This is a genomic window from Desulfobaculum senezii, assembly GCF_054657395.1.
Genome location: NZ_BAAHYU010000004.1, coordinates 181,173 through 199,690 on the forward strand (window position 1 = coordinate 181,173; position 18,518 = coordinate 199,690).

18 protein-coding genes are annotated in these 18,518 nt (G+C 63.4%); 7 read left to right on the forward strand and 11 right to left on the reverse strand.

The window, feature by feature from the left end:
- Positions 1-74 precede the first annotated feature (74 nt).
- Both ACYQ2T_RS15725 and ACYQ2T_RS15730 read right to left on the reverse strand, forming a co-directional pair.
- Entirely contained in the window at positions 75-983 is a 909-nt protein-coding gene (locus ACYQ2T_RS15725; RefSeq protein WP_459901852.1) for a tetratricopeptide repeat protein, read from the reverse strand.
- Positions 980-2,143, reverse strand: a complete 1,164-nt coding sequence (locus ACYQ2T_RS15730; protein WP_459901853.1) for an N-acetylmuramoyl-L-alanine amidase family protein — start codon at positions 2,141-2,143, stop codon at positions 980-982. Before ACYQ2T_RS15730 ends, ACYQ2T_RS15725 begins: the two co-directional genes overlap by 4 nt.
- A gap of 356 nt (positions 2,144-2,499) precedes the next feature.
- Between ACYQ2T_RS15730 and sixA the strand changes: the two genes are divergently transcribed.
- Positions 2,500-3,006, forward strand: coding sequence for a phosphohistidine phosphatase SixA (gene sixA / locus ACYQ2T_RS15735; protein WP_404845528.1), 507 nt, complete (start codon positions 2,500-2,502; stop codon positions 3,004-3,006).
- A gap of 156 nt (positions 3,007-3,162) precedes the next feature.
- Here sixA and miaA read toward each other — a convergent pair whose 3' ends face one another.
- From miaA to ACYQ2T_RS15755, 4 genes are read right to left on the reverse strand one after another with little or no spacing between them, the layout of a single operon-like run.
- The gene (miaA, locus tag ACYQ2T_RS15740) at positions 3,163-4,074 is read right to left on the reverse strand and encodes a tRNA (adenosine(37)-N6)-dimethylallyltransferase MiaA (RefSeq protein ID WP_459901854.1); all 912 of its coding nucleotides are present in this window, start codon (positions 4,072-4,074) and stop codon (positions 3,163-3,165) included.
- A 17-nt stretch (positions 4,075-4,091) separates the two neighbouring features.
- A complete protein-coding gene (coaD, locus tag ACYQ2T_RS15745) occupies positions 4,092-4,646 on the reverse strand; it encodes a pantetheine-phosphate adenylyltransferase (RefSeq protein WP_404845526.1) in 555 nt (184 codons plus the stop codon).
- Positions 4,631-5,194 carry a 16S rRNA (guanine(966)-N(2))-methyltransferase RsmD gene (gene rsmD, locus ACYQ2T_RS15750; protein WP_404845525.1) on the reverse strand — a complete coding sequence of 188 codons (564 nt, stop codon included), beginning with the start codon at positions 5,192-5,194 and terminating at the stop codon, positions 4,631-4,633. The genes coaD and rsmD overlap by 16 nt, the downstream gene beginning before the upstream one ends.
- 3 nt (positions 5,195-5,197) lie before the next feature.
- Positions 5,198-6,805: an MBL fold metallo-hydrolase RNA specificity domain-containing protein gene (locus ACYQ2T_RS15755; protein WP_459901855.1), complete on the reverse strand. Its 1,608-nt coding sequence runs from the start codon at positions 6,803-6,805 to the stop codon at positions 5,198-5,200.
- Between the two features lie 155 nt (positions 6,806-6,960).
- Between ACYQ2T_RS15755 and ACYQ2T_RS15760 the strand changes: the two genes are divergently transcribed.
- The 5 genes from ACYQ2T_RS15760 (at position 6,961) to ACYQ2T_RS15780 (ending at position 12,173) form a co-directional block, all read left to right on the forward strand.
- Positions 6,961-7,635, forward strand: a complete 675-nt coding sequence (locus tag ACYQ2T_RS15760; RefSeq protein WP_404845523.1) for an LOG family protein — start codon at positions 6,961-6,963, stop codon at positions 7,633-7,635.
- A 222-nt stretch (positions 7,636-7,857) separates the two neighbouring features.
- Positions 7,858-8,751 carry a DMT family transporter gene (locus ACYQ2T_RS15765; RefSeq protein ID WP_459901982.1) on the forward strand — a complete coding sequence of 298 codons (894 nt, stop codon included), beginning with the start codon at positions 7,858-7,860 and terminating at the stop codon, positions 8,749-8,751.
- Between the two features lie 189 nt (positions 8,752-8,940).
- On the forward strand, positions 8,941-10,011 hold the full coding sequence (locus tag ACYQ2T_RS15770) for a glycosyltransferase (RefSeq protein WP_459901856.1): 1,071 nt from the start codon (positions 8,941-8,943) through the stop codon (positions 10,009-10,011).
- Positions 10,008-11,096 (forward strand): glycosyltransferase family 9 protein, encoded by a 1,089-nt coding sequence (locus tag ACYQ2T_RS15775; RefSeq protein ID WP_459901857.1) that lies wholly within the window; start codon positions 10,008-10,010, stop codon positions 11,094-11,096. The genes ACYQ2T_RS15770 and ACYQ2T_RS15775 overlap by 4 nt, the downstream gene beginning before the upstream one ends.
- 3 nt (positions 11,097-11,099) lie before the next feature.
- Positions 11,100-12,173, forward strand: coding sequence for a glycosyltransferase family 4 protein (locus ACYQ2T_RS15780; RefSeq protein WP_459901858.1), 1,074 nt, complete (start codon positions 11,100-11,102; stop codon positions 12,171-12,173).
- Positions 12,174-12,262: 89 nt separating this feature from the next.
- Here ACYQ2T_RS15780 and ACYQ2T_RS15785 read toward each other — a convergent pair whose 3' ends face one another.
- The 5 genes from ACYQ2T_RS15785 to pgl form a co-directional block, all read right to left on the reverse strand.
- A complete protein-coding gene (locus ACYQ2T_RS15785) occupies positions 12,263-13,255 on the reverse strand; it encodes a glycosyltransferase family 4 protein (protein ID WP_459901859.1) in 993 nt (330 codons plus the stop codon).
- 14 nt (positions 13,256-13,269) lie between these two features.
- The gene (locus ACYQ2T_RS15790) at positions 13,270-13,515 is read right to left on the reverse strand and encodes a hypothetical protein (protein ID WP_404845517.1); all 246 of its coding nucleotides are present in this window, start codon (positions 13,513-13,515) and stop codon (positions 13,270-13,272) included.
- A 2-nt stretch (positions 13,516-13,517) separates the two neighbouring features.
- A complete protein-coding gene (gene gpmI, locus ACYQ2T_RS15795) occupies positions 13,518-15,062 on the reverse strand; it encodes a 2,3-bisphosphoglycerate-independent phosphoglycerate mutase (protein ID WP_459901860.1) in 1,545 nt (514 codons plus the stop codon).
- 106 nt (positions 15,063-15,168) lie between these two features.
- On the reverse strand, positions 15,169-15,552 hold the full coding sequence (gene rsfS, locus ACYQ2T_RS15800) for a ribosome silencing factor (RefSeq protein ID WP_404845515.1): 384 nt from the start codon (positions 15,550-15,552) through the stop codon (positions 15,169-15,171).
- A 460-nt stretch (positions 15,553-16,012) separates the two neighbouring features.
- Positions 16,013-16,819 (reverse strand): 6-phosphogluconolactonase, encoded by an 807-nt coding sequence (pgl, locus tag ACYQ2T_RS15805; protein ID WP_459901861.1) that lies wholly within the window; start codon positions 16,817-16,819, stop codon positions 16,013-16,015.
- 267 nt (positions 16,820-17,086) lie between these two features.
- Here pgl and ACYQ2T_RS15810 point away from each other — a divergent pair, with 267 nt between their 5' ends.
- Positions 17,087-18,382 carry a phenylacetate--CoA ligase family protein gene (locus tag ACYQ2T_RS15810; protein ID WP_459901862.1) on the forward strand — a complete coding sequence of 432 codons (1,296 nt, stop codon included), beginning with the start codon at positions 17,087-17,089 and terminating at the stop codon, positions 18,380-18,382.
- Positions 18,383-18,518: the final 136 nt, after the last annotated feature.

Genomic DNA, 18,518 nt, shown 5'->3' on the forward strand with positions numbered 1-18,518 from the left:
ATTGCTGTTCGCCCCGTAGGACCCTCTCCTGCGCGGCGCATGGTTCCAACAAAATAAATACCTTGCGGCCGGGTTCAGCGCAAGTGGTGCCGCGCCGCCCTATTCTCCGGGTCCCATTCCAGCACCCGGCCCCACAATCTGCGCTCCTCAGCGGTGTTTCCCGCCTCCTGCGCGGCAATGGCGTCTCGCGTGAGCGTTGCCGCCATGCTGGTGCGCGCCTCCTCGGCGGCGCGTCCGCCAAGGCCGGCGGCGCGCGTCCACGCGGCCTCGGCCCCGGCCCGGTCGCCACGGTTCAGGCGCACCCAGCCAAGCTCCACAAGAGCCATGCCGTAACGCGGACGAAGGGCCAGAGCGCGTTCAAACGCCAATTCCGCATTGGCGGCAAGACCCAGCCCCCGGTAGGCCACCCCCAAGCGGTACTGCGCCTCCGGGTCGCCGCCAAGACGCATGGCCGCCTGCCCCGCCCGCGTAAAATAGCGCACCGCGCCGTCCCGGTCCCGCGCCGAGGCATGCACCACGCCCAGAAAATACAGCGCGTCCGGATTTGCGGCGTCGCGCTCCAGCACCGCGCCAAACGCGCGCCGCGCCGCGCCGGGCCGCCCGGCCTCAAGGGCCAAAACGCCCCGCCATATCAACGCAAACAGGTTTCCTTCATCCAGCGCCAGCACGCGGGTGAACATGCGCCCCGCCTCAGTGAAGCGCTTTTGCCGTGCGAGGGCCGCGCCAAGCTGGTTCATGGCAAACACGCTGTGCGGGTCCGCCTCCACTGCGCGGCGCAAATACTGCTCCGCCTCCTGCACATTGCCGTCATAGAGCGCCTGCGACCCGGCCAAAACCAGCGCGTCCACACCAGCCGGAGCTTCCACCTCCGGCCCGGCCCACGCCGCATGCGTATACCACAGTGCGGCGCACAGCACCGCAAGCACGGCGACACCGCGCCGCACACGGCCTTGGCTGTTCGTCCGCGCGCCTTGCCGCGTCATCCCGCCACCTCCTGCGCGCTGAGGGCGACCACGGCCTCGGCCACGGCCACACCAATGCGCCGCTGCATGGCGGCGTCCGCAAGCAGGCGCTCCTCATCCGGATTGGAGAGGAATCCCGTCTCTAGCAGAACCGACGGCATCCGCGCCTTGCGCAGCACATAAAAGTCCGCGTGCTGGGCGCCCCGGTCGGCAAAGGGTAAGCCCTCGGCCAGCCGCGCCTGCATGCGCTGGGCAACCTGCGCGCCAACGCGCCAATACCGCCGCCGCTCAAAGCGAAACACAATGCCCTCAAGGTCCAAAAACTGCTCCCTGCGCGGCACCGGACCATCAAAGCGCACTACGGCGTTTTCATAGTCCGCGAGGCGCCGCGCCTCGCGGCTGGAGGCCGTTTCGGAGCAGGAATATGTTTCGATGCCGTGGGCCGCCGCGCGGGTGCTGGCATTGCTGTGCAAGGAGAGAAAAAGGTCCGCGCCAAAGCGGTTGGCCGCGGCGGTGCGAGCGGAGAGAGGAAGATACGTATCCGCGCTGCGTGTCAGGGCCACAGACAAATGCGGGGCCACGCGGCGGAGTTCCTGCGCGGCGTGGCGGGCGACGGCCATATTGACGTCCTTTTCACGCAGACCCTTCGGCCCCACCGCGCCGGGATCAAAACCGCCGTGGCCGGGGTCCAGCACAACGCGCCGGATGCGGTATCCCGCGCCGGGCGGGGCGTCACCGCCATGCTGCGCCGCATAGGCTTCGCGCTCCTCACGGGCGCGGCGTTCCAGGGGCGTTTCCCCGTGCGGGGGCGCAGGTGGGGGCGCTGCAAGGGGCTGCTGCCCCAGCATATCGAGCATCATGCGGGAATAGGCATCGTCCGGGCGCAGACCAAGAGCGCGGCGAAACGCGCGCGCCGCAGGGGCGCGCCGCTCCCGCGCCCACTCGGCGCGGCCAAGGAGCCCCCACAGCCATGCATCGTCCGGATTCAGACGCACCGCCCGGGTCAACAGCTCCGCCGCGCGCCCAGCCTCGCCAGCATCCAGCGCCTGCTGCGCGGCAAGGCCAAGGTCCAGCGCCGGCCCGGCCGCCACGGCGCGCCACGGCATCACCGCCGCGCCGCAGGCCATAACGCCAAGCATGCGCAAAAGCTGTCTTCGACCACGCCAAATGCCAAACACCATGCCCACTCCCTGTGCCGCCGCAGACGCGGCAGGCGTCAGTGGTTCCGGTGGGTTGTCCAAAAAGCGCCCCGCTACCAGATGAAGCGCCCGTCCGCCGCCACATGGCGGCGCCACGCCGCGCCTGCGCCGCTGAAGGCGGCATAAGCCGCCCACCTGCGACGACACGTGCAAAAACCGTGAAAAACGCCGCCAAACGCGCCGTGAAACATCCACCTCATGCACAGGCGGTTGCCCGACTTCCTACCGTCTGATAATCATTGATGAAAACACGGTTGCGCCGGGAGCGCAACTTCCCCGTGCAATCATTTGGATACATGGAAGAAAACACCGGCGGCCCGCCCGCCGAGGAGGCCTAGATGCTTCTCTACCTCATGCAGCACGGCGCGAACCTGCCCAAAGAGGCCGCGCCCGACGAACCCCTCAGCCCCATCGGCGTGGAACAGGTGAGTAAAACCGCGCTGGTGGCCGCCGAACTCGGCATCGCCTTTGATACCATCCTCACCAGCCCCAAGCTCCGCGCCCGCGAAACGGCGGAGATTATGGCCCGCGCCACGGGCTTTCCCGAACAAAGCATCATGACCACGCCGGACGTCAAAGCCATGACGCCCGCCCACCAAACCGTGGAGCGCATTGACTCACTGGTGGACGCACACTCCGTGCTCATCGCCGGACACATGCCCAACCTCGCCAAGCTGGCCAGCCTGCTCATCACCGGCGACGACCGCCAGCGTGTCGCCGTACAGAATTCCGGCCTCATCTGTATTGAAATACCCGGCCCCCGCGCCCGCCACGGCACGCTCATCTTTAGCCTGACGCCCAAACACATCGCGCTGATGGCCAAGGGCGTGCGCCGCCGCATCTAGCGCCAATTTTTCCTACGGTGGCGGCGGGGCACAAAAAAGTCCCGAAAAACTCAAGCACAACTCGTGCGCCGCACCGCCCTATCCCGCCCATACAAAAACGGCGTCGATCCCTCAGGACCGACGCCGTTTATTCTGTCTTTCGCCGGAGACGCCCGGCTAGGCAAAAAACGCTTTGACGCGCTCTATCATCACCTCGTGCTGGCCGGGGCGGAACCATTGGATGTCCTTGTCCGCGTTGAACCACGTCAACTGGCGCTTGGCGTAAGCGCGGGTGTTCTTGCCCCACAGCGCCTTGGCGGCTTCAAGGTCAAGGTCGCCGCTCAGATACGCGTGGAGTTCCGCGCAGCCAATGCCGGACCAGCCAGCGGCCTTGGGGTCCGCGTTGCGCTCCATGGCGCGGCGGGCCTCGTCCAGCGCGCCCATCTCCAGCATGGCCTCAATGCGCGTGTACAGGCGCGGCGTCAGTTCCGTCAGGGACACACCAACGCCCAGCTTCAGCGCCGCAAAATCGCGGGTGTCCGCCGTTTCCTTATGCCACTGGGACAGCGGCTTGCCCGTGGCCTTGTAGACCTCAATCCCGCGCATGATGCGCTGGCGGTCGTTAGGATGCAGGCGATCTGCCAGCGCGGCGTCCATTGCCGCAAGGTCGCGGTGCAGGGCGTTGGGACCGCGCTTTTCGCAGTCCTCCTGCACACTTGTGCGGATGTCGTCCGGTATGGGCGGCACCGGGGCAAGGGGCTGCAAAAGGGACCGCAGATACAGCCCCGTTCCGCCCACCATAATGGGCAGCTTGCCGCGCGAGTGCACCTCGGCAATGGTTTCAAGGGCCATATCGGCATAGGCCGCCGCGCCCAGCTTTTCATGCGTCGGCAAAAAGCCGTACAGCAAATGCGGGCACGCGGCGCGCTCCTCTGGCGAGGGCTGGGCCGTGATGATGGGAAAGTCCTCGTACACCTGACGGGAATCAAAGTTGATAACCTCGCCGTCAAGGGCCTGCGCCACGGCAATGGCGGCGCTGGTCTTGCCCGCGCCTGTTGGGCCGGGAATGCAAAGAAGCGGTGTGGGCATGGAATCCGAAGCTGTGGTTACAGAGTTGATGGTCCGTTCTCCTCGCGCGCCTTTTCGGCAAACTTCTTGTACACGCGGGGAACGATAAGGTTGGGGATAAGCCCCTGAATATTGCCGTCGAGAGACGCGGCCTGCCGGATGATGGACGAACTGATGTACATCCACTTGTAGTCCGTCATCAGGAACACGGTCTGGATGCTGCGGGCAAGGCGACGGTTCATGAGCGCCATCTGGAACTCGTACTCAAAGTCGCTCACCGCGCGCAGGCCGCGAAGGACCACGCTCGCTCCGCGCTTGAGCACATAGTTCACGAGCAGGCCGGAGAAGCTCTCCACCTCCACCCGCGGATTGTCGGCAAAGACCTCCTGCGCCATCTCCACACGCTCCTCCAAGGTGAAGAGCGAATTCTTGCCCGTATCCTGCGCCACGGCGACGACCACCTTGTCAAAGATGGTCAGCCCGCGCTTGACGAGGCTGACATGGCCGTTGGTGAGCGGGTCAAAGGTGCCGGGGTATACCGCGATAACTTCGCCCTTTTTCACGCCCTCTTCTTCCATCAGTTCTTCTTCCATACCACTATCCTTGTCTGTCCGTAGAGCCTGTCCGTCACGGTTTCCAGACGGGGGCTTACGGTGTCCGGGTCCAGTTCGAGGCCGCTTTCCACCTCGGCCAGCACAAAGGCGTCGTCTGCTATCCACCGGTTGCGCAGGGCCTTTTCCAGCGCGGGGACGAGCAGGTCCTTGCCGTAGGGCGGGTCGATGAAGACGAGGTCAAACGGCGCATTCGGCGCAGTCGCCAGCACCTTGAACAGGTCCTTGGGCAGCACCTTGGCGCGCCCTGTGCCAAGGCCAAGGGTCTTGAGGTTGCCATTGATGCATGCGGCGGCCTTGCGGTTCATCTCCACAAGCATGGCAAACTCCGCCCCGCGCGAAAGCGCCTCCAGCGCCAGCGAGCCACTGCCCGCAAACAGGTCCAGAACCCGCAGGTCCTGCCAATCCACGCCGCGCGCTTCCAGCATGGAAAAGATGGCGCCCCGCACCTTGCCTGTGGCGGGCCGGTACCCCGGCCCCTCCACGGAGCGGATGGAGCGCCCCTTGAATTCTCCGCTAATGATTCGCATTCGTTACACTTCCGAAATGAACTCCATGAGTTCCTTGTTGATGGCAAGCAGTCTGTCGCGCAGGTCCGTCTGGTCCACCCATGATTTCTCCTGAATGGTGTCCAGCCTGTCGCGCATGTCGCGCAGTTTGGATTCGGCGTCCGAGAACAGGTAGTCCCAGTTGATGCTGGGATGCGCCCGCTCTTCGTCCACTTCCACCTCCAGCGGCAGGCCGGGCTTCATGGTGCAGGTTTCCAAGTAGCCGGGAACGTGCACCGACAGCCCAAAGCGCTCCTCAATGAGCGACGCCAGCGTCTTCTGGGCGGAATTCTCGCCGTGCACGAGGAAGACCTTCATCTCCGGCGTGCGGAAATGCTCCAGCCACTCCAGAATTTGGCTCTGCCCCGCGTGGGCGGAAAAGCCGCCAATGGTAAAAACCTTCGCCTGCACGGCGATTTCCTCGCCGAGGATACGAATCTTTTCCGCGCCGTCAACGATTTTACGCCCCGGCGTTCCCTTGCCCTGAAAGCCGACGAACACAACACTCGCGCCCGGACGCCACAGATTGTGGCGCAGATGGTGCTTGATGCGCCCGGCGTTGCACATGCCGCTGGCGGAAATAACCACCGCCGGACCTTCGCTCTGGTTAATAGCCATAGACTGCGTGGTCTCCGGCGTCAGCTTCAGATTGGGGAGCGAGAGCGGGTCCTCCCCGGCATCAAGGATGGCGCGCGTCGCCTCGTCGTAATACTTTGGATATTTTTGAAAGACCTCCGTCGCGCGGATGGCCATGGGGCTGTCCACATACACGGGCATATCCGAAGGAAGCCTGCCGTCCTTCTCCAGCAGGTAGAGGGTATAGAGCACCTCCTGCGTGCGCTCCACGGCAAAGGCGGGGATGATGACCTTTTCGCCGTGCTTGTAGCTCCACGCGATGGCCTCGGCCAGCTCCTCGCGGCTTTGGCTGGAATCCTTGTGATTGCGGTCGCCGTAGGTGGACTCCAAGAACAGATAATGCGCGTCCTGAATGATGGTCGGGTCCTTGACCAGCAGCTGGTCCGGGCGGCCAAGGTCGCCGGAAAAGACAGCCTTGAACTCGCCGTCATCCTCGGTGACGCACAGCTCAATAAACGCAGAGCCAAGGATATGCCCCGCATCCCTGTAGCGCACGGACAATTCGGGAAACGGCACAAACGTTTCGTTGTATTCCACGGTCTTGATCAGAGAGAGTGTCTTTTCCGCGTGCGCCATGGTATACAGAGGGTCTACGGTCTGAACGCCGCGCCGGGTGCGCTTGCGGCTTTTCCATTCGGCTTCCATCTGCTGAATGTGCGCGCTGTCGCGGAGCATAATCTCCAAAAGGTCACGGGTGGGCGGCGTGCAATAAATGGTGCCGGAGAAGCCGTCGCGAACCATGCGTGGCAGCAGGCCGGAGTGGTCAATATGCGCATGCGTGATGAGAAAGAACTCCACATCGCGCGGGGCATAGGGGGCGGTATTCAGGTTGCGCTTGTCGATTTCCTTGTTGCCTTGATGCATGCCGCAATCCACGGCAAAGCGGTGGCCGGCGGTCTCCATCATATGGCACGACCCCGTAACAGTCTGCGCGGCCCCGAGGAACTGAACCTTCATGCGTACTCCCGGCGTTGTCTCCGCCCAGCGGAGATTCATGGATGATTTCTAGTTTCAAAACGAAGGGAAACGATATATCCACATCTTTGAGCCATCATCATGAGTTACCCGACACACTCATGTCATGTAAAGAACGGTCATTTGAAGGAGTTAACGTGACTGACCAAAGACAATACCTCATTGACGAACTTTCCATGCGCGAATCGTGGCGACTGTTCCGCATCATGGCCGAGGTCGTAGACGGCTTCGACACAATGAGCGATATCAAAAACGGCATTTCCATCTTCGGTTCGGCGCGCATCAAGCACGACGACCCGCTCTATCAAGATACCGTAGAACTCTCGGGAAAGCTCGCCAAACATGGCTACAGCATCATTTCCGGCGGCGGCCCCGGCCTGATGGAAGCCGCCAACAAGGGCGCAAAGGAAGCCGACGGCGAGTCCGTTGGCCTGCACATCCAGCTGCCCATGGAGCAAGGAGCCAACCCCTACTGCACCACCCGCGTGGACTTCCGCTACTTCTTCGTGCGCAAGCTCATGTTCATCAAATACGCGTCGGCCTACATCGCCATGCCCGGCGGCTTTGGCACGCTGGATGAGCTGTCCGAGGCCCTTGTCCTCATTCAGACCCAGCGCATCAAGCGCTTCCCCATCGTGCTGTACAAGTCCGACTACTGGAACGGCCTGCTGGATTGGTTCAAGGCGCGCCTCGTTGAGGGCGGCTTTGCCAAGGAACAGGACCTTGAACTCATGACCATATGCGACACACCGGACGAGGTGGTGGACTTTATCACCTCCCACGTTGCCGTAAACGGCTCCAAGCCCGAATAAGGGCGCATTTCGCACATCCTCCCGCGTGGCGGTCCACACAGGGCCGCCATGCGGAATTTCGCGCAGGGCTGGCCGCTTCGGCCCCGGCCCGCTCCAACCACGCGCCAATCAGCCACACACGCCAAACGCCCATAGAGACGCCGCCATGCCGACCGCCATCCCTTGTGCCCACCTGCCTTTCCGCCACACCGCGTTGGCTCCCCTGCGCCGGAGGGCCGCGTGATGACGAATCAAGGCAAGGCCTACGCTTACGGCCTCATGACGGTGCTCTTGTGGAGCACGGTGGCCTCGGCATTCAAGCTGTCGCTGGCGCACATGGACCACCTGCAACTGCTGTTCTACTCCTGCATCTTTTCCACGCTCACGCTTTTTGGCGTGCTTGCCGCGCAGGGCGGCATTGGCAGGCTGCTGGCTTTTTCCCGGCGGGAGTGGGCGGTTTCGGCGGCGTTCGGCCTGCTGAATCCGTTCCTCTATTACGTTATTTTATTTAAGGCCTACGACCTGCTCCCAGCGCAGGAGGCCCAGCCCCTCAACTATACATGGGCGGTGACGCTGGCGCTCCTGTCCATTCCGCTGCTGGGCCAGCGCCTGAGCCTCAAGGACCTTGCCGCCATCCTTGTGAGCTATTCGGGCGTGGTGGTCATCAGCACCCGCGGCAAGCTGACGGACATGACCTTTTCCGACCCGCTTGGCGTGGCACTGGCCCTTGGCAGCACCATCGTCTGGGCGCTGTATTGGATTTACAACACCCGCGACGGCCGCGACCCCGTGGCCGGGCTGACGGCAAATTTCCTCTTTGGCACCGTGTATGTAACGGCGGCGACGCTGGCACTGAGCTCGCCCGTGGTGGGCGACGTGCGCGGCATTTTGGGCGCGGCCTATGTGGGCGTGTTTGAAATGGGCATCACCTTCGTGCTGTGGCTAAGGGCGCTTAAGCTAACCTCCTCCGCGGCCAAGGTAGGCAATCTTATTTTCATTTCACCATTTCTGTCGCTCGTGCTCATCCATCTGCTGGTGGGCGAGGAAATCCGCTCCTCCACCATTGTTGGGCTGGTGTTCATCATGGCAGGCATTGCCCTGCAACAGTACCGCCCGCGCCGCACGCGCACAGCGTAGCGCCACCACAGCACAGCGCGCAGACTGCGCAGCACGAATTGCGCCCCGCGCGGCGTTGTCCGCGTGCGTGGTTTCTGATACCACAGGCCGGGTCTGCGGGACGCCAGCATCGCGCCGCGCCCCGCCAGACGAACACAGGCCGCACCATCCGGCCATAAACGCCACAACGCAAACGGGTTTTATACTCGAATGAACATAGTCTTCGTCAACGCCACCCGCCGCTTCGGCGGCGTCAAGGCTTGGACTCTCGACCTCGCCGCCCAGCTTGAGGAAATGGGGCACAAAGCCGCCATTTTCTGCCGCCGTGGCGCGTTTCTGGACAAGGCCCAAAAGGCCGGGCTGGATGCGCACGCCATCAGCTTTGGCTTCGACTACAATCCGCTGACGGTCTACCGCTTCGTCCGCTACTTCACGCAGCATGCCGTGGACGTGGTGGTGGTGAACGTGGGCAAAGACCTGCGTACCGCGGGCGTTGCCGCGCGCCTGTGCGGCATCCCTGTCATTCACAGGGTCGGCCTGCCGCGCGATATGCGCGACACGCCAAAGGTCCGCAACACCCACCGCTTCATCACGCCGCGCATCCTTGTGCCCTGTGAATACATCAAGGACGGACTGGTGGACGGCATGTCCTTTATCGCGGACAAGGACGTCGCCGTTATCCCCACGGGCAAGATTCCGGCCCCGGAATCCCCGGCCGTGGTGCGTACCCCGCGCCAGCTTGCCGTCACCAGCCAGCTAAATCCGGACAAAGGCCACGCCGAGCTTCTGCACGCCCTCAAGCTCCTCAAGGACCGGGGCTGTTCGTTCCACCTGCACGTTGCCGGAACCGGCAGTGCGGAAAAGGAACTGCGCAGCCTCAGCGATTCCCTCGGCCTCACGGAAGAAATCACGTGGTACGGCTTTGTGGCGGACGTGCGGCAGGTGCTGCGCAAGGCGGACATCTTTGTGCTGCCCTCCTTCTCCGAAGGCCTGCCCAACACCCTGCTGGAAGCCATGTCGCAGGGCCTTGCCCCTGTCGCCCGCAACGTGGGCGGCATCAGCGAGGCGTGGCCCTCGGACATCCCGGCGCTGTCCTCCACGCTCATCGCCAAGGACAAAGGCCCCGACGCCTTTGCCGACGCCCTCCAGTCCCTTATCTCGCTGGATAACGAGGGGCTGTTTGACCTGCGCGGCACGGTGTGGTCATGGTTCAAGGCCAACCATTCTCTGGAACGCCGCTCGCGGCAGTTTGTTGAGATGGTGCGGGGGATGCTGCGATGACCGCCGTCCCCACCATTGACCTTGACGCGGACGCCGTGGAAAAGATTCTGGTCTGCCAACTGCGGCAGATTGGGGACGTGGTGCTGTCCACCCCGGCCATAAGCCTGCTGCGGCAAAAATTCCCCCACGCGGAAATCCACATGTTGACCATGAAGGTCAACGAAGCCGTCCTGCGCGGCAACCCGGACATTGACCGCCTGTGGCTCATCGACAAAAAAGCCCACAGCAAGCTGACCACACAGGTGGGGTTCTACCTTGAGGTCGCGCGGGAGCGGTTCGACATCATTGTGGACTTTCAGCAGCTTCCGCGTATCCGCAACGTGGTGGCCCTGTCGCGCTTCTTTACGCCGCGCGGCAAGAAGCAGGTACGCCTCAGCTACACGCCGCCGTGGTACAACCGCCTGTTTTACACGCACCACAGCCCCATGCTCAAGGGCTACGCCGCCATGGCCAAGGCCAGCGTGCTGCGCCCCCTTGGCATTGAATGGAACGGCGAACGCCCGCGCGTACACCTGACCCATGGCGAAATGGCATGGGCCAAGGCAACCCTGCGCGACGACTACGGCGTCACCCCGGACCACGTCCTTATCACCGTGGACCCCTCGCACCGCCGCGCCACCCGCCGCTGGTCCGCCGAGCAGTACGGCCGCCTGTGCAAGCTGGCCGCGCAGCAGGACAAGCGCTTGCGCTTTCTGCTCTTCTACGGTCCGGGCGAAAAGCCCGACGCCGAGGCCGTAGCCCGCGCCGCGGGCACGGACGCCGTCATCCTGCCGGAAGCCATGTTCACCATCCGCGAGATGGCCGCCCTTATCGCCAGCGCCACACTGCACATCGGCAACTGCTCCGCCCCCCGGCACATCGCCGTGGGTGTGGATACGCCGACTTTTGTGGTGCTTGGCTCCACAAGCGGCGCATGGACCTTCCCCGCGCCGGAGCATGAACACATCACCAAAGGCCTGTCCTGCCAGCCGTGCAACGAGAACACCTGCCCCCTCGGCACCACGGCCTGTCTGCACGACCTTGCACCGGAAACGGTGCTCCCGGAATTGATCAAGCGGGTGAATCGATACAGCGGAGACAACTAAACCGTGCGCTTCATCTTTATGACCTCCAGTTCGTCGCTGTCCGGCGGCACGCGTCAGGCTATGTACTTGGCGCAGGGCCTTATCGCCCGTGGGCACGAACTGACGTTCTTCGTCCCCCACAATGCCCAAATCACCGGGCTGGACAACCGCATTGGCTGGCGCAATCTGCCGGAAAAGCGCGCCCTGTGGCGCGACTTTGTGGAAGCCGCCCTGCCGCCGGAAGGCGAGCCCTGCATTGCCCATGCCTTCCACAACAAGGCCCAAAAACACCTCACATGGTGGAGCCTTAAGTGGAAAAAGCGTGGCGTGGTCTGCGTGGGCTACCGCGGCGTCATCTACCGCCCAAACAATCCCCTGCCCTACTGGTCGCCGGGTATGGACTGTTATGTGGTCAACTCCAAGGCCTGTGGCCGCGTACTGCGCACCGTGGGCTGTCCCAAGCGCAAAATCGAGGTCATCTACAACGGCGTCCCCGACAAGCGCACCACGGCCACCATCTCCCCGCAGGAGATGCGCAAAAGCCTCGGCATCCCTGAGGACGCCCTTGTGCTGGGCACCGTGGCAGGCAACAAGCCCGTCAAAGGCATGGACTACCTGCTCAAGGCCTTCGCCCAGTCCGGCGTAGACGCCCACCTTGTGGCCGTTGGCGTGCTGGAAAAGCTGTGGAAGGACAAAAGCACGGCCCTTGGCCTCACTGGCCGCCTGCACATGCCCGGACGCGTGGAAAACGTAGCGGACTACCTGCAAATCTTCGACGCCTTCATCCTGCCGTCCCTGTCCGAAAGCCTGCCCAATGTGCTCATTGAAGCGTTCGGCTTTGGCCTGCCCATTGTGGCCTCCGCCGTGGGCGGCGTACCGGAAATTGTAACGGACAACGGCCTGCTGGTGCCCCCGGCCAAGGTGGACCCGCTGGCTGGCGCCCTGCGCCGCATCTGCGAGGACCACACCGCCCGCAAACGCTGGGGCGAGGCCAGCCTGCGCCACGCCGCCGAATATACGCTGGAAAAGAAAGTCGAGCGCAGCATTGAAGTCTATAACCGCCTGCTGACGCGGCGCGGCTACCCGGCCATCAGCTAACGCGCCCCTCCCCCAAAAAACACAAACCGGCCGCATCCACCAAGGTGGATGCGGCCGGTTTCATTTCATGCGCCGCCGTGTATGCGGCGCTATAAATTATCCATGGCGTGCCATAATTCGCGGGACGCGATGGCGGTATCAAAGCGGCGCTGCACCTTTTCACGGGCGCGCTGGGCCATCTCGCTACGCAGGTCGTTTTCCCGCGCCAGCAGGCCCACAAACTCCGCAAAGTCGTCCGGCGTCTGGGCCAGAAAGCCGTCGCGTCCATGGGTGATAACGTCGCGGTTAAAGCCCACGTCCGACGCCACAGGCACCACGCCGCAGGCCATGTACTGCATAAGCCGCACAGGACACTTGCCGCGTGTGTATTCGCTGTTCGGCATGGGCATCAGGCCAATGTCCATACTCTGGAGCAGCTCCACCTCGCGCTCCTCGCTCCACGGCGCGAATTCGCCGTCGAACTCCTCCGGCGGCACATACTCATCGCCGGAGACCACCAGCACGCGCACAAGCGGCGCTGCGGGCGTCAAGTCCGTAAACAAATCCGGCAGGGTGTACTGGTTGCGTGTGGTGCCCATCCAGCCCACAACCGGGCGGCCTCGGCGCTGACGCTTCGCCGGGGGCACGTAGACGGATGTATCCACCGGGGTGGGCAGCATCAGGCACGAGGACGACACACCTTCCACCGTTTCGGCAAGAAAGGGCGTCCCTGCGATGACCAGCTTGGCCGCGGCGCAAGTTTTCAGCAGCCGCCGCAGGCGTCCGTCGGCCTGCTTGGGCGCAATATCTCCCTGCGAGGGGTGCGCCGTCCACAAGGCTTCATCAAGGTCCACCACAAGGCGCTGACAGCGCGAGCGCAATACGCGCAGCTCCATGGACGAAGGCAGCATCCGGTGCAGGACAATGGTCCGCACCCGAGGCAAACGCGCGCAAAACGCCAAGCGCTTCAGCGCGGCATCCGGGCACTGGAGCCACTGGATATCACCGCCGCGGGCCTTTGCTTCCTCAATAAAGGGAAAGAGCCGCAGCCGAACACTGGGATGTGTTGCCCCGCACGGGGTCAAACACAGGACATTTGGCATGGTCCGCCCCGCCACTAAAGGAAGTCCGGGTTGATTCCCGCACGGCCCATATGGGTCATAATCTTCACGAACCGTTGCGTGCGCTCATCCACGGGCAGGATGGGGAAGCGCTGGCCGCAGGCCTCGCACCGCACCCGTCCGGCCTGCACAGGCGCAACAAGAGGGACATCGTGATCGCAAAAGGGGCAGGGGTAGAAATATATCAGCTCCACGCCGCGCGGGCGTACGGGCTCAAGCGGTTTTTTGTTCCGCTCATCCATTGTTATGCTTCCTCCACCAGATTCTCACCCGTCATGGCCTCCGGCACATCCGCGCCCCACAGGGACAGGATGGTGGGCGCAAGATCGCCCAGCTTGCCCGGACGCAGGCGCGTGCCGGATGCGCTCTCCTCAATGAGGACGAGGGGAACCTGATTCGTACTGTGTGCTGTATGCGGGCCGCCGGCTGCGTCGAGCATCTGCTCGGCATTGCCGTGGTCCGCCGTCAAAAGAATCCGTCCGCCGCGTTCAAGAACGGCGGGAACAACGCGCGCCACGCATTCGTCCACCACGGAAACGGCCTTGCACGCCGCCGGAATAATTCCGGTGTGCCCCACCATGTCCAAGTTGGCAAAATTGAGCACCGCAAAGTCGTAGCCCTTGTTCTTCCACAGGTCCACAAAGGCGTCGGTCACCTCGCGGGCGCTCATTTCGGGCTTTTCGTCGTAGGTTGCCACCTCGCGCGGGGACGGCACCAGCTTGCGGTCCTCCCCGTCAAAGGGCTCCTCGCGTCCGCCGTTGAAGAAATACGTCACGTGGGCGTACTTCTCCGTCTCCGCAATGCGCAGCTGCTTCAGCCCCATGCGCGACACCACCTCGCCAAGGCCGTCGGCAATGCCCTCGGGGGCAAAGGCCACAGGCAACGGAAAGGCGGACTCGTACATGGTCATGGTGGTCAGCGCCGCCAGCTTGGGCCGACGCTCCCGCTCAAATTCCGCAAAGTCGTCGTCAAACAGCGTGCGCACAATCTGGCGCGCGCGGTCGGCGCGGAAGTTAAAGAAGAACACGCCGTCGCCATCCTCAAGGCGGGCAACGGGCGAACCGTTGCCATCCATGACGATGAGGGGCTTTATGAACTCGTCGTACTCTCCGGCCTCGTAGGCCTCGCGTACGGCAATAACGGGGTCGGCAACCATTTTGCCTTTGGCACGGGTCAGCGCGTCGTAGGCAAGGGCGTTGCGCTCCCAGCGCTTGTCACGGTCCATGGCGTAATAGCGGCCCGTCACCGTGGCAATGCGGCCATGGCCGATGCGGTCCATCTCCGCCTGCAACGCGGCAAGGTAGCCCGCGCCGCTATCCGGCGCAGTGTCGCGGCCATCCATAAAGCAGTGCACCACAGCATCCACCCCGGCCTCCTTGGCAACGGCCAAGAGGGCATACAGATGGTTAATGTGGCTATGCACACCGCCATCGGACAACAGCCCCATCAAATGCAGACGCCCGCCGGACGCCTTGATGGCATCCAGCAGGTCCACAATGGCAGGACGTGTGGCGAGGGAGCCGTCCTCCATGGCAATGTCGATGCGCGTCATGTCCTGATAGACAACGCGGCCCGCACCGATATTCATATGGCCGACCTCGGAGTTGCCCATAAACCCGTCCGGCAATCCCACCGCGCGCCCGGAACAGTCGAGGACCGTTGCCGGGTAGGCGTCCTTGAGGCTGTCGATGTACGGCGTTCCGGCCAGACACACGGCGTTGCCGTCCGTCGCGGGGGCAATGCCCCAGCCGTCGAGGATGAGAAGCAGAGTGGGTTTCGGTTCAGACATGGTTCCTCCTTGGGGTCGGCCACCAATTTACCGTGGTGGGAGCGGGGTGTCGCACGCGCCCATGGCGGGCGCGGTGGCGCAGCGGCTCATCGGCCGCGTGGGGACGCTAGGCGTCAGCTTCCGGCAGGTCCAGCTCGACCTTTTCGGCTTCGGCCCACAGGCCTTCCAGATTGTAGAAGCCGCGGGTGTCGTCCTGAAAGATGTGAACCAGCACGTCGTTGAGGTCCACAAGGATCCAGCCGCCGGTCTTGTAGCCTTCCATACCGAGGTACTCCACGCCTTCCTCGCCGCTGCGGTCAAGGACGTGGTCGGCAAGGGCCTGGGCGTGCTTCACGCTGCCGGCGGTCACCACCACCAGTCCTTCGGTGATGCTGCACAGTCCGGCAACATCAAGGGCCACGACGTCGCGTCCCTTCTTTTCGTCAAGCCACACAGCCACGCGCTTCATGGTCTCAACGGTTCCAAGGGTCGTGTTCTCGGAATTCTGCATAATTGGGAAAAGCTCCTTTTGGTGTCGTCGCCAAGGCTCTGGAGTGGCCTCCGGCCCCGGTCAACGCGGAAATATTTCTGGCCGTCCGGCGGGCGGACGGCGGGGTGCACACATGTTCTGGACGCGGCAAGACGCCACGCACCACCCGGACAGGATACCCTCCCTGTGGCGCATGTCCAGTCGCGGTCACGCGCGTGTGCGCGTACGCCGCGCGACATCACATAAAGCATTTCCCACTTGCCCGCAATAATAGCCAAATGCGCAAAAGCCGCCCCAAAACACGGCCAGCGGCTCCCGAGCGGCCAACGGGAGAAAAATCACCCGCCATTTCAGACGGATAGCACGGCGCCCCCATCCAAAACCGCAGCCAAACACCGGATACACAGCGCACCGCCCGCGCGAATTTTCTTCGCCGCGCGGCAACAGGCGGGACTTTTCTGCCCAATTCAGGCCCACGCGCCTACGCAGATGCGCCCTCTCCGCCCCCGCCGTCCACCTCGGCCAACAGCCAGAGCAGGTCGCCGCCGGAAACCACCTGCGCCGCCGGATAGCGCCGCGCGGCCTCGGCGGGCTGGGTGACCATTTCCCGGACGATGCCGGCCTTGTGCGGCCCGGTAGCGAGGAAAACCACCAGCCGCGCCGCCGCACACAGCGGCAGGGTTATGGTTACCCGCTGCGATACGGCCGCATCCGGCGGAGCAAGCGCCGGAACCACAAGCCGCGCCCGCTCATCAAGGGCCGTGCTGTAGGGAAAAAGTGATGCGGTGTGGCCATCGTCGCCCATGCCAAGCAGGACCACATCCAGCACGGGAACGCCCTGCGTTGCGGCAAGGCCGCGCTCCTGCGTCACACCGCGCAAGATGGCCTCGTACTGCGCGGCGGCCTCTGCGGCGTCGCCACTCTCGCCCGCTATGCGCATGACGTTGGCGGCGGGGAGAGGCACGCGGGACAGCAGTGTCTGGTGCGCCATGTGGGCGTTGCTGGCGGGGTCGTCCGGCGGCACCATGCGTTCATCACCATAAAAGACAAGAATGTCCGCCCACGGCATGTCCGCCTCCTGCGCAAGGAGTTCATAGGTGCGGCGCGGGGTGGACCCACCGGCCAGCATCAGGGCGGCAACGCCGCGCTGGGACACTGCGGCGCGGCACGCCTCGGCAATACGCCGCGCGGCCTCGCGCGCCATGGCCTCACGCGTGGCAAAGACCAGTGCCTGCGCGCCGGGGACGGCGTAGTCATCGGGCTGTGTATATGCCGGGTGCATCGTCATGCTGTACTCCATCCTGTCTGTAGAAGGTCACCACGTGTCTGCATGCGGGGCGGTTTCATCCCATTTTTGCGCCACAACATGCTTCTGCGGGCGCAAAAAGGGTTGACGCGCTCCATGCGGATTGGGCAAGGTTGCCGATACTTCAACGCACTGTGGGAAATGCGAAGTCCCGCAGATGCGCGCCGCGGCGCTGTGCACCAGTGCAGTGCCCACCCCTGCTTTTTCATACACCATAAACGGTACATGTACTCGAGAGGAGACCAGGCAATGATCTATGATGTCGAAACTGAAACCATGCCAAGAGAAGAGCTGGAGACACTCCAACTCAAGCGGCTGCAGAACCTTGTGGAACGTGTGTACGCCAACGTTCCGTTTTACCGCAAGCGCCTTGATGAAAAAGGCGTCAAACCCGCCGACATTCGCAGCCTCGCCGACATCCAGTACCTCCCGTTTACCGAAAAGCAGGATCTTCGCAACAACTACCCCTTTGGCCTTTTTGCCGTCCCACGCGAGAACGTGGTGCGCATCCATTCCTCCAGCGGCACCACCGGCAAGGCCACGGTTGTGGGCTACACCAAGCGCGATGTAAAAAACTGGGCCACGCTGATGGCCCGCTCGTTCATGGCGGCTGGCGCAAGCTCTGCGGATATTGTCCACAACGCCTACGGCTACGGCCTGTTCACGGGCGGGCTTGGCGTGCACTACGGCGCGGAAGAGCTGGGCGCGACCATCGTCCCCGTCTCCGGCGGCGGGACGAGGCGTCAGGTGCAGCTGCTGCGCGACTTTGGCCCCACGGTTATCTGTAGCACGCCGTCCTACATGCAGTATCTTATTGAGGCATCAAACGATGCGGGCATGGACATACGCGAACTGCCGCTGCGCGTCGGCATCTTCGGCGCGGAACCGTGGACCGAGGAGATGCGGCGCGACCTTGAAGCGCGCCTTGGCATCACCGCCATTGATATTTACGGCCTGTCCGAAATCATGGGCCCGGGCGTGGCGTGCGAGTGCCGCGCCGCCCAGAACGGCCTGCACCTGGCCGAGGACCACTTCCTGCCCGAAATCATCGACCCCAAAACCGGCGAGACCCTGCCCCCCGGCTCCGTTGGCGAACTGGTCATCACCACGCTGACCAAGGAAGCCCTGCCCCTCTTGCGCTACCGCACGCGCGACCTCACCAAGCTGGACTACGTGCCCTGCAAGTGTGGCCGCACCCTCGTGCGCATGCACCGCATCATGGGCCGCAGCGACGATATGCTCATCATCCGCGGCGTGAACGTCTTCCCCTCGCAGATCGAAAGCATCATTCTGGAAACCGAGGGCACCGCCCCGCACTACCAGATCATCGTTGGCCGTCACGGTTCTCTGGATACGCTGGAAATTCAGGTGGAAGTGGACGAGAAGTTCCTCAGCGACGAAATCCGGGGCCTGCAGGCTCTGGAACGCAAAATTCAGAAAAGCATCAAGGAATTCCTCGGCGTTACCGCCAAGGTCAAACTGGTGGAGCCAAAGACCATCGAGCGCTCCGAGGGCAAGGCCAAGCGCATCATTGACCAGCGCTAGCACAGCCCGGCGCGGCGGGCCAAAAGATGCTCAGCCGCGCCCCACATGGCTTGCCATAAGAACCAGTTATCGCGTACAAGACAGAAATCGTTGTTTCTACATGAAGCGGCGACGGCAAACGAAAGCTGAAACGGGA

Bases quoted from the DNA above. Each gene is read 5' to 3' on its own strand.
- ACYQ2T_RS15775 (WP_459901857.1), top strand. From the start codon at position 10,008: ATGACCGCCGTCCCCACCATTGACCTTGACGCGGACGCCGTGGAAAAG.
- pgl (WP_459901861.1), bottom strand. From the start codon at position 16,819: ATGACGATGCACCCGGCATATACACAGCCCGATGACTACGCCGTCCCC.
- ACYQ2T_RS15785 (WP_459901859.1), bottom strand. From the start codon at position 13,255: ATGCCAAATGTCCTGTGTTTGACCCCGTGCGGGGCAACACATCCCAGT.
- ACYQ2T_RS15810 (WP_459901862.1), top strand. From the start codon at position 17,087: ATGATCTATGATGTCGAAACTGAAACCATGCCAAGAGAAGAGCTGGAG.
- miaA (WP_459901854.1), bottom strand. From the start codon at position 4,074: ATGCCCACACCGCTTCTTTGCATTCCCGGCCCAACAGGCGCGGGCAAG.
- ACYQ2T_RS15755 (WP_459901855.1), bottom strand. From the start codon at position 6,805: ATGAAGGTTCAGTTCCTCGGGGCCGCGCAGACTGTTACGGGGTCGTGC.
- ACYQ2T_RS15790 (WP_404845517.1), bottom strand. From the start codon at position 13,515: ATGGATGAGCGGAACAAAAAACCGCTTGAGCCCGTACGCCCGCGCGGC.
- rsmD (WP_404845525.1), bottom strand. From the start codon at position 5,194: ATGCGAATCATTAGCGGAGAATTCAAGGGGCGCTCCATCCGCTCCGTG.
- ACYQ2T_RS15730 (WP_459901853.1), bottom strand. From the start codon at position 2,143: ATGGTGTTTGGCATTTGGCGTGGTCGAAGACAGCTTTTGCGCATGCTT.
- sixA (WP_404845528.1), top strand. From the start codon at position 2,500: ATGCTTCTCTACCTCATGCAGCACGGCGCGAACCTGCCCAAAGAGGCC.
- rsfS (WP_404845515.1), bottom strand. From the start codon at position 15,552: ATGCAGAATTCCGAGAACACGACCCTTGGAACCGTTGAGACCATGAAG.
- ACYQ2T_RS15765 (WP_459901982.1), top strand. From the start codon at position 7,858: ATGACGAATCAAGGCAAGGCCTACGCTTACGGCCTCATGACGGTGCTC.
- ACYQ2T_RS15770 (WP_459901856.1), top strand. From the start codon at position 8,941: ATGAACATAGTCTTCGTCAACGCCACCCGCCGCTTCGGCGGCGTCAAG.
- coaD (WP_404845526.1), bottom strand. From the start codon at position 4,646: ATGGAAGAAGAACTGATGGAAGAAGAGGGCGTGAAAAAGGGCGAAGTT.
- ACYQ2T_RS15725 (WP_459901852.1), bottom strand. From the start codon at position 983: ATGACGCGGCAAGGCGCGCGGACGAACAGCCAAGGCCGTGTGCGGCGC.
- gpmI (WP_459901860.1), bottom strand. From the start codon at position 15,062: ATGTCTGAACCGAAACCCACTCTGCTTCTCATCCTCGACGGCTGGGGC.